The 8291-nt window shown below is 54.0% G+C and carries 12 protein-coding genes (1 of these 12 running past the window's edge); all 12 read left to right on the top strand.

Annotation, left to right across the window (positions count from 1 at the left end; translation table 11 throughout):
- Positions 1 to 184: the final stretch of a biotin transporter BioY gene (locus LKE53_10270; protein MCH3973126.1), read on the top strand. 383 nt of this gene lie to the left of the window's left edge; 184 of the gene's 567 nt are visible here — the last part of the coding sequence; the start codon falls outside the window, past its left edge; it ends in the stop codon at positions 182 to 184.
- Positions 165 to 569, top strand: a complete 405-nt coding sequence (locus tag LKE53_10265; protein MCH3973125.1) for a DUF1284 domain-containing protein — start codon at positions 165 to 167, stop codon at positions 567 to 569. The genes LKE53_10270 and LKE53_10265 overlap by 20 nt, the downstream gene beginning before the upstream one ends.
- Positions 570 to 806: 237 nt before the next feature.
- Positions 807 to 1235, top strand: coding sequence for a 50S ribosomal protein L13 (rplM, locus tag LKE53_10260; protein MCH3973124.1), 429 nt, complete (start codon positions 807 to 809; stop codon positions 1233 to 1235).
- Between the two features lie 20 nt (positions 1236 to 1255).
- Positions 1256 to 1657, top strand: a complete 402-nt coding sequence (gene rpsI, locus LKE53_10255) for a 30S ribosomal protein S9 (protein MCH3973123.1) — start codon at positions 1256 to 1258, stop codon at positions 1655 to 1657.
- 873 nt (positions 1658 to 2530) lie between these two features.
- A complete protein-coding gene (locus LKE53_10250) occupies positions 2531 to 3754 on the top strand; it encodes a G5 domain-containing protein (protein MCH3973122.1) in 1224 nt (407 codons plus the stop codon).
- Between the two features lie 181 nt (positions 3755 to 3935).
- Positions 3936 to 4283 carry a hypothetical protein gene (locus tag LKE53_10245; GenBank protein MCH3973121.1) on the top strand — a complete coding sequence of 116 codons (348 nt, stop codon included), beginning with the start codon at positions 3936 to 3938 and terminating at the stop codon, positions 4281 to 4283.
- A 258-nt stretch (positions 4284 to 4541) separates the two neighbouring features.
- On the top strand, positions 4542 to 5183 hold the full coding sequence (gene rpe / locus LKE53_10240; protein ID MCH3973120.1) for a ribulose-phosphate 3-epimerase: 642 nt from the start codon (positions 4542 to 4544) through the stop codon (positions 5181 to 5183).
- 129 nt (positions 5184 to 5312) lie between these two features.
- Positions 5313 to 5843: an AbrB/MazE/SpoVT family DNA-binding domain-containing protein gene (locus tag LKE53_10235; GenBank protein MCH3973119.1), complete on the top strand. Its 531-nt coding sequence runs from the start codon at positions 5313 to 5315 to the stop codon at positions 5841 to 5843.
- A gap of 147 nt (positions 5844 to 5990) precedes the next feature.
- The gene (locus LKE53_10230) at positions 5991 to 6497 is read left to right on the top strand and encodes a ribosome maturation factor RimP (protein ID MCH3973118.1); all 507 of its coding nucleotides are present in this window, start codon (positions 5991 to 5993) and stop codon (positions 6495 to 6497) included.
- Positions 6484 to 7629, top strand: a complete 1146-nt coding sequence (gene nusA, locus LKE53_10225) for a transcription termination factor NusA (GenBank protein ID MCH3973117.1) — start codon at positions 6484 to 6486, stop codon at positions 7627 to 7629. Before LKE53_10230 ends, nusA begins: the two co-directional genes overlap by 14 nt.
- A 110-nt stretch (positions 7630 to 7739) precedes the next feature.
- On the top strand, positions 7740 to 7994 hold the full coding sequence (locus LKE53_10220; protein ID MCH3973116.1) for a YlxR family protein: 255 nt from the start codon (positions 7740 to 7742) through the stop codon (positions 7992 to 7994).
- Positions 7975 to 8289, top strand: coding sequence for a ribosomal L7Ae/L30e/S12e/Gadd45 family protein (locus tag LKE53_10215; protein MCH3973115.1), 315 nt, complete (start codon positions 7975 to 7977; stop codon positions 8287 to 8289). The genes LKE53_10220 and LKE53_10215 overlap by 20 nt, the downstream gene beginning before the upstream one ends.
- The last annotated feature ends 2 nt before the right edge of the window (positions 8290 to 8291 follow it).

Raw genomic sequence — 8291 nt, 5'->3', positions numbered from 1 at the left:
ACTTTATACCTTAGGGAGCTGCTGGTTTATCTTGGTGACGCATACGCCGCTGCAGGCGGCTTTACTTACCTGCGTGGTGCCGTTCTTGCCGGGCGATGCAGTTAAGATTGCCGCGGTGACCGTGCTGGTGCCGCAGCTGGAGCGTGCGCTGGGGCATTTGGACCATGGACGCCAGACCGCCTGAGGCGCTGCGGCTGCGCCCGCATCATCTGCTGTGCCTGCCGCATTTTGCCGGCAAAGGCTACAGCGGCTCATTTACGAAAAACATGACATACACAGCGGCTCTTTTGCAGCGGGAACCGGAAACGCCGGTGACGCTGTGCACCGAAGCGGACAGCCTCTGTGCCTGCTGCCCAAACCGCAGGGGAAAAGCCTGTGAAAGTGAAAAACCAGCGCGCTATGACCGCGCTGTTCTGCAGGTCTGCGGTCTGCAGGCGGGGCAGACGCTGCCGTGGTGTGCGCTGCAGAAAAAAGCCGCGCCGCTTCTGCACGGCGAACTTGAAAAAATATGCGGGGACTGCCAGTGGCACAGCCTGTGCGCTGCAATAGAAAAAGAATATAAAAAATGAAATGGCACGCGAGCTACAGGCAGAAAACAGCCGGTATAGGCGCGAAAACAGAAGCATTTGTGTATGTAAATTTAAAAAATCGCCCTTCTGCCCTTGACAGGAAAGTCCCCTTGTGGTAGTATCATATTTGCAATTCCTCTGCAGTACAGGCCCTTTCTGCGCTGCACACCGCTTTTAGCGAGAGCTGCCCCGCCCGGGGCGGGGCGATTGTAATATTTTATTTTGGAGGTTCCGCTCATGTCCACTTATATGGCGAAGGCCCAGGAGGTCACACGCAAGTGGTATGTCATCGACGCCGAGGGCAAACCCCTTGGCCGTGTGGCTGCCCAGGCCGCCGTTTTACTGCGCGGCAAAGAAAAGCCGACTTTTACCCCGCACGTTGACTGCGGCGATAATGTCATTATTATCAACTGCGCTAAGGCTGTCTTGACCGGCAAAAAGCTGGAAAAGAAGCATTGGTACCATCACACTGGCTACATTGGCCACATGAAAGACGTCCGTTACGACACCCTGATGCGTGAAGATCCCTGCGCTGCTATGAAAAAGGCAGTTAAGGGTATGCTGCCTGACAACACCCTTGGCCGCGGCGCACTTACCCGCCTGCGCACTGTTGAAGGCGCCGAGCATCAGCACGCAGCCCAGCAGCCCACTGCTTGGGAATTTTAAGGGAGGAGGACTCGTATATTATGTATGATAAAGAATCTTATTTCTATGGTACCGGCAGAAGAAAGAGTTCGGTAGCCCGCGTTCGTCTGTACCCGGGCACCGGCAAGGTCACCATCAATGACCGCAGCATCGACGATTACTTTGGTCTGGATACCCTGAAGTTTATCGTCCGTCAGCCGCTGGAGCTGACCGGATTGACCGGAAAATACGACGTTGTCTGCCGTGTTTCCGGCGGCGGTGTCACCGGCCAGGCCGGCGCAATCCGCCACGGCATTGCCCGCGCACTGCTGCAGGTAGACAGCGACAGCCTGCGCCCGGCACTGAAAAAGGCTGGCTTCCTCACACGTGACCCGAGAATGAAAGAACGTAAAAAGTACGGCCTCAAAGCTGCACGTCGCGCTCCACAGTTCTCAAAGCGTTAATTTCTGTTTTACAAAACATTGCCTCGGAATTTACTTCCGAGGCTTTTTTGCGCCCAAAACCCAAAAACTGCGGACTGTATAAATAACAAAACCGGAAATTCCTGCCATAAGCACAAGGGACAAATACAGAAGAAAAAGCGTGCGCGGTTTCTGTTTTGTGCCTTGTGGGCAATGCAGCAGAAATGCAGGGAAGCACGGAAAATCAAGGAAAGCTGAAAATAGTTTTCCACATTTCTCAACAGAAAAGTGTTGAAAAGTATGGGCTATTTTTATGCACAATGCTTTTAATTTTGATTAAATTATTAAATATTTTATTAAATATAGAAACAAAATGAAAAAAGCCAAGACTTTTCCCTCACTTTTCCGCAAATTGAAAAGGACGGGGAAACGGTACCTCTTTCTGCTTTTGTCAGGCGCGGCGGCGCCGCGCCTGCAAGGGCAGTTTGGCGGGGAGCGGGCGGCAGTGAAATTTTGTATCCCCACTGGGCGCGAAAAAATTGCGCATATTTTTGCACAGGTTCACATAAACAGACTCTTTTTGCACAAAAAGTTGGGAGTAAACGATGATGTAATCTTTGTTACAGAATTGTAACAGTTAAGTTCTTACATAATGCACAGAAACGCCCCCCAAAACAGCGGGACAAAAGCCCGAAAACAGGGGGCCTGCAGGGAGAAACAAGCTGTTTCTTCATTTTTTATTGTGCAAACCATACAAAATCTTTGTATGAAATAATTTGACATGAACATTTTTTACAGGTATCATGCAATCGTTGGCTGCAGAGAGCGGCCGGCCGCCGCACGAAGTTGGCGTGCGGTTGTGACCGAGAAGGAGTAAAAACACAGAATGTACACAGAGAGTCAGGTGAACCAGTAATGCATAAGGCAGGCAGAACGTTGCTCGCGCTTGGCGCCGCCGTTACTTTTGGTATCGGCACCGCCGGCACGGCCATGGCGGCCACGCAAAGCGCGGTCGTTACCAAAGACGGAGAAAGCAAAACGCTTTACATGCTGACGAGCGGTGACACGAATGACATCCTGAAAACCGCAGGCGTCACCACAAGTACCGGTGACTTGGTCCTGCGTTCCACAAGTGTGGAAGGAAAAATAAAAGTCGATGTACGCACAGCATTCCCCGTCACCATTACAGCAGACGGACAAACCAAAGAAACAACCGCCCACTACGGCGATACCGCAAGACAGGTGCTGACAGCCGCCGGCGTTACGCTGGGGCAGGTGGATATCGTAAATGTTCCGCTTGACCAGCCCATGCCCGAAAACACACTGCTCACCGTCAAGCGCAATCATATCGTCACGGTTGCAGCAGACGGCGTCGAGTACCAGGTGGTGCAGCCGGTCGCCGTTTCCGCAGAGGAAACCGTGCGCCGGGCCGGCGTGACTTTGGGCAGCAACGACGTTGTGAGCACAAACACCGAGAAAAACAGCGTGACCGTTTCGCGCGTGACCTACCAGGAAACCACCACAACAGAGGAAATTCCCTTTGAGACCGTGACAAAAGAGGACAGCAGCCTGACCGCCGGAGAGACTTCTGTACAGACTGCTGGCAGCAATGGCCAGAAGCAGGTTGTCAAGCGCACGAAGTACATAAACGGAAAAGCGAGCGAGACAACGGTTGCTTCTGAAACTGTCACAAAGGCGGCAACCAACAAAGTGGTGCTGAAAGGCACCAAGCAGAAACAGACCGTCGCAAGCAGCACCGCTTCTTCTGCTTCCTCCAGTACGAGCAGCTCCTCCAGTGCTTCTGCGAGCACAAGCAGCAAAAAGACAACAACAGCAAACGGCCTTTCCTACAGCCGTGTGATTACCGGCAAATGCACCGCATACAGCGGCGGCGGCACTACAGCCACCGGCGCACCTGCAGCGGTCGGCCGGGTCGCAGTAGACCCAAGCGAAATTCCGTACGGCACCCGCCTGTACATTGCTTCGGCAGACGGCAGCTATGTGTACGGCTACTGTGTGGCCGCAGATACCGGGGGATTCATTTACAGCAGCTCTACGGTAGTAGACCTGTACATGAATACCGAGGCCGAATGCGAAAGCTTTGGCCGCCGCACGATGAATATCTATATTCTCAACTGACCTGAAAACCTTTTGATATCGCTTTCTGCAGCGGCAGCCGCCGCGCAGAGGCGGTATTTTTTTGTTTTCCTTTTGTAATCAAACAGGTGAAAAAATGAATTTTTTGTAATAAAATACTTGCAAAATGAAACGGTTAATGTTAACATAATAGTAACCAAAACAAAATGGGAGGGCGAAAAAAATGGATGGCTGTGTGTATGTCGGGCTTCTTCTGATTGCCGGGGTATGCGTGCTGGGCGCTTTTTTCCGCCCCCAAACCCGCAAAAGCCGGTTCCTATGTGCGCTGCTGCTGACGATGGGCGGTATGTCTGTTGTTATGCCGCAGGAAAGCGTTGGTTTGGCTGTTGCAGAGGCTCTGCTGGGTGGCATTATGACCGTATGTGCGCTGGCAGTGATGCTGCGGGAAGCGCACGACCGCCGTGTGGCACACGCTGAGCGCCGCCACCGCGCTGAGATTCGCCGTCGCCATGAGGCCGCCTATCGGCAGGCTTTAAGTGCTGCAGTAGAGGAAAGCCGCAGAGTCGCCTAAGATTCTGTAAAATTTAATCTATAAAATTTGAAAAGGAAAAGCGGAACTGCACAAACAGCCTGCAAAAGCATACACTGTAAGTGCGGAGCAAAGCTTTGACAGCCGCTTAATCATAGATGAAGGCCGGTGGGCAGAAAATGCCTGCCGGCCTTTTTCGGTTGTTTTCGCCGGGGCAGATTTGTGGTACAATAAAAACAGAAAGCTTTTTGCAGTTTGGCGAAAAGCAAATGATGGGGATTCGAAAAAGGAGGAGCTGCCATGAAGATCGCAGTATCGATTTTAGGTGCTGACTTTTCAAGGCTGGGCGAAGAGATTCATCAGCTGGAAAAAGCCGGCGGGGACTGGGTGCATATAGACGTTATGGATGGGCACTTTGTGCCTAATATTACCTTTGGGCCGCACATGGTGCAGTCGCTGCGCGCGCTGACCCAAAAGCCGCTGGACGTACACCTGATGATTTCGCAGCCGCAGCGGTATGTTTCGCAGTTTGTTGCAGCTGGCGCAGACTGGGTCACGTTTCATCAAGAGTCAGAGGGCAACCCGCTGCAGACGATTGCGCAGATACACACGGCCGGCGCAAAAGCGGGCATTTCCATCAATCCCGGTACGCCGGTAGAGACACTGTTCCCTTACCTTGGCGCGGTAGACATGGTGTTGGTAATGAGCGTGGAGCCGGGATTTGGCGGGCAGAAGTTTAACCCCACCGTGCTGGAAAAAGTGCGCATTTTAAAGCGGCGCGCACCGCACCTGCTGATTGAAATAGATGGCGGCATCAATACGGGCACCATTGCCGCCGCAAAAAAAGCCGGCGCGGATATCTGTGTCGCGGGCAGCGCTGTTGTGGGTAAGCCGGACTACGCTGCGGCGGTTGCGGCACTGCGGCAGGCGGCTGAGCAGTAAGTTTATTTTGCAAACAAAAGCTGTATGAATTTTGCGGCAAATTTCTGCAGCAGGCGTATTTTTTGAATTGCTGTAAATACTAAACCTTACCTGAGAAAATGATGAATGAGAATAAGGGGATGTTTCGTATTGAAGGCAACCGGGATCGTTAGAAGGATAGATGACCTGGGGCGGGTTGTCATTCCAAAAGAAATCCGCCGCACGCTGCGCATTCGCGAAGGCGACGCCCTGGAGATTTTTACAGACAACCAGGGTGGCGTCATCTTTAAAAAATATTCGCCTGTTGGGGAAATGTCGCTGTTTTCAGCCCAAATGGCAGAGGTCTTAAGCCAGACAGCTGGCATGCCAGCGCTTATTTGTGACCGGGACCATATCGTCGCGGCAGCGGGTGTCTCTAAAAGAGAGTACCTAGAGCGCCGGGTAAGCGAAGAACTGGAGGACTGTCTCGGCGCGCGGCGCAGTTTTGTGCAGGCGCAGGGCAGGGAGCTGCACCCGGTCGAGGGAATGGAGTGCACAGCGGCCGCCGTGTGCCCGATTTTGGCGCAGAGCGATGTCAATGGCGCGGTGATTCTGCTTTCCGGCGGAGAAGAACCGCCCCAGAGCAGCGGCCTGTTGGCACAGGTGGCAGCAGGCTTTTTGGCTAAGCAGCTGGAAAGCTAAGAAACAGCGGCGTAAAGCCGCTGTTTTGCGAAATATCTTGCAATTTTCCGGCATCTATGCTAAACTAGCTAAGGTATAGACTGGATTGGTGAAAGAGTGGGGCGACCCACTCTTTTGTTTGCATTATATGCTTTATGAGGTGAAACAATGGCAGCAAAGAAAAAGGGACCGGGCACCGCGCAGGCTGTGCGCGCACTGGCAGAGCCGCTGGCGGCCGGGCTGGGGCTTGCGCTGTGGGACGTGCGTTTTGTAAAAGAGGGTGCCGACTGGTACCTGCGCATTTACATCGATAAAAAAGGCGGCGTCACCATAGATGACTGCGTGGCAATGACCCACGCCGTCAGCGATCCGCTGGATGAGCAGGACCTGGTCCCGGGCGCCTATACGCTGGAGGTCAGCTCGCCGGGCATCAACCGGCAGCTTACCCGCACCGAGCACTTCACCGCCTGCATTGGGCAGCCGGTGTGGGTGCGCTTTATCCGTCCCTTTGCAGACGGCAGCCGTGAGGCGGTTGGTACGCTGCTTGCTTCTCAAAACGGGGCCATTACCCTGCAGAATCCGCAGGGCGAAACCATGGAAGTCCCCTTGGCAGATACCGCGTGGGTAAAACTGTACGACGATGACACGATGGAGGAAAACAATGAAGACGAGTGAGGAAGATATCGGAATTGTAGCATCGCTGGAGATGCTCGAGAGAGAGCGCGGAATTCCAAAAGATTACATGGTTGAGCAGATTTGCAAGGCGATTACCACTGCCTGCAAAAACAGCTACGACAACGACAACGTGACCGTCAGCTTAAATGAAAAGAAAAATGAGTTTGAGGTCTTTTTGCGTAAAGAAGTCGTAGACGATGTGCTGGACCCCAATAATGAAATCCTGCTGGAAAAAGCGCGCGAAATCGACCCCACCTGTGCTGTCGGCGACCAGGTCAGTGTACAGCTGCATACAAAGGAATTCGGCCGTATTGCCGCGCACCAGGCGCGCGGCGTTATCCGCCAGGGAATCCGCGCGGGAGAGCGCGGCCTAATGCTGCAGGAATTCCAGTCGAAACATCAGGAGCTGGTCAGTGCCGTGGTCGAGCGGGTAGACCCGCGCTCTGGTGCGGCGACCGTGCTTATCGGCAAGAGTGAGGCAATCCTGCCCCGCAGCGAGATGGTCGGCAGCGAGGAGTTCCGCGACGGCGACCATATCAAGGTCTATGTGGTAGATGTGCGCGATACCGAAAAAGGCCCGCACGCCATTATCAGCCGCACGCACCCAGACCTTGTCAAGCGCCTGTTTGAGACCGAGGTGCCCGAAATTTACGACGGCACTGTTGAAATCAAGGCTGTTTCCCGCGAAGCCGGTTCCCGCACAAAGCTGGCTGTCGAGTCGCACGACCCGGCGGTGGATGCTGTGGGTGCCTGCATTGGTGCACGCGGCGGCCGTGTCGGCGCAATCGTGGATGAACTGGGCGGCGAAAAGATCGATATTGTCGAGTACAGCGACGACCCGCAGAAATTCATTGCCAATGCACTTTCACCTGCCAATGTGCTTTCTGTAGAGCCTGCCGAAGATGGCAGCCACGCCTGCCGTGTGACCGTGCCGGACAGCCAGCTTTCCCTTGCAATCGGCAACAAAGGCCAAAACGCCCGCCTTGCCGCTAAATTGACCGGCTGGAAAATCGACATAAAGCCGGAAAGCGGCTTTTACGGGGAAGAGGATACCCAGAAACCTGAGGAAGCCCCCAAAGCTGAGTCAGAAGAAGCCCCCAAGGCTGAGCCTGAGGAAACCCCTGCAGAGTAATTCTTTATATAACAGGATTTCCAATCCTGTACTTATGCTATCCGTTATCAGATTTGTGCTACATTTGGTCAGGAGGTCTGTCATTGCGTCAGAAAAAGATTCCGCTGCGGATGTGTACCGGCTGCGGTGAAATGAAACCCAAAAAAGAGCTGGTTCGTGTTGTACGCTCACCAGAGGGAGAGATTTCGCTGGATTTAACCGGCCGCAAACCCGGGCGGGGCGCCTATGTCTGCCGCAGCCTTGCGTGCCTGCAGCGCGCACGGAAAGCGCGCCGCTTTGAAAAGGCCTTTTCCTGCCAGATACCGCCGGAAGTTTACGACCGTATGGAAAAGGAGATGGAACAGGATGCCTGCAGCAGCAAGTAAGATACTTTCATTTTTAGGCCTGTGCCGCCGCGCCGGCAGGCTGCAGCTTGGGCACGACCCCGTGCTGGAAAGCATGCGCTGCGGAAAGGCATACCTGGTTCTTTTGGCACAGGACCTTTCCGAGCACAGCGCGGGCGGCATTCGGCATACCGCCGAAGAGCTGGGCGTGCCGGTTTTTACCCTGCCGTGCACCAAAGAAGAAATGGGCGCTGCGCTGGGCAAGTTGACCGGCGCAGCCGCAGTGGAAGACGCCGGCTTTGCCAAAAGACTGAAGACGCTTTGTACGGACAGATGAGG

The sequence above is a fragment of the Oscillospiraceae bacterium genome (genome assembly GCA_022483045.1).
In the GTDB taxonomy this organism is placed as follows: Bacteria; Bacillota; Clostridia; order Oscillospirales; family Acutalibacteraceae; genus Caproicibacterium.
Note: the sequence above shows the minus strand (reverse complement) of the source record. Positions and strands in the feature narration are given on the sequence as shown.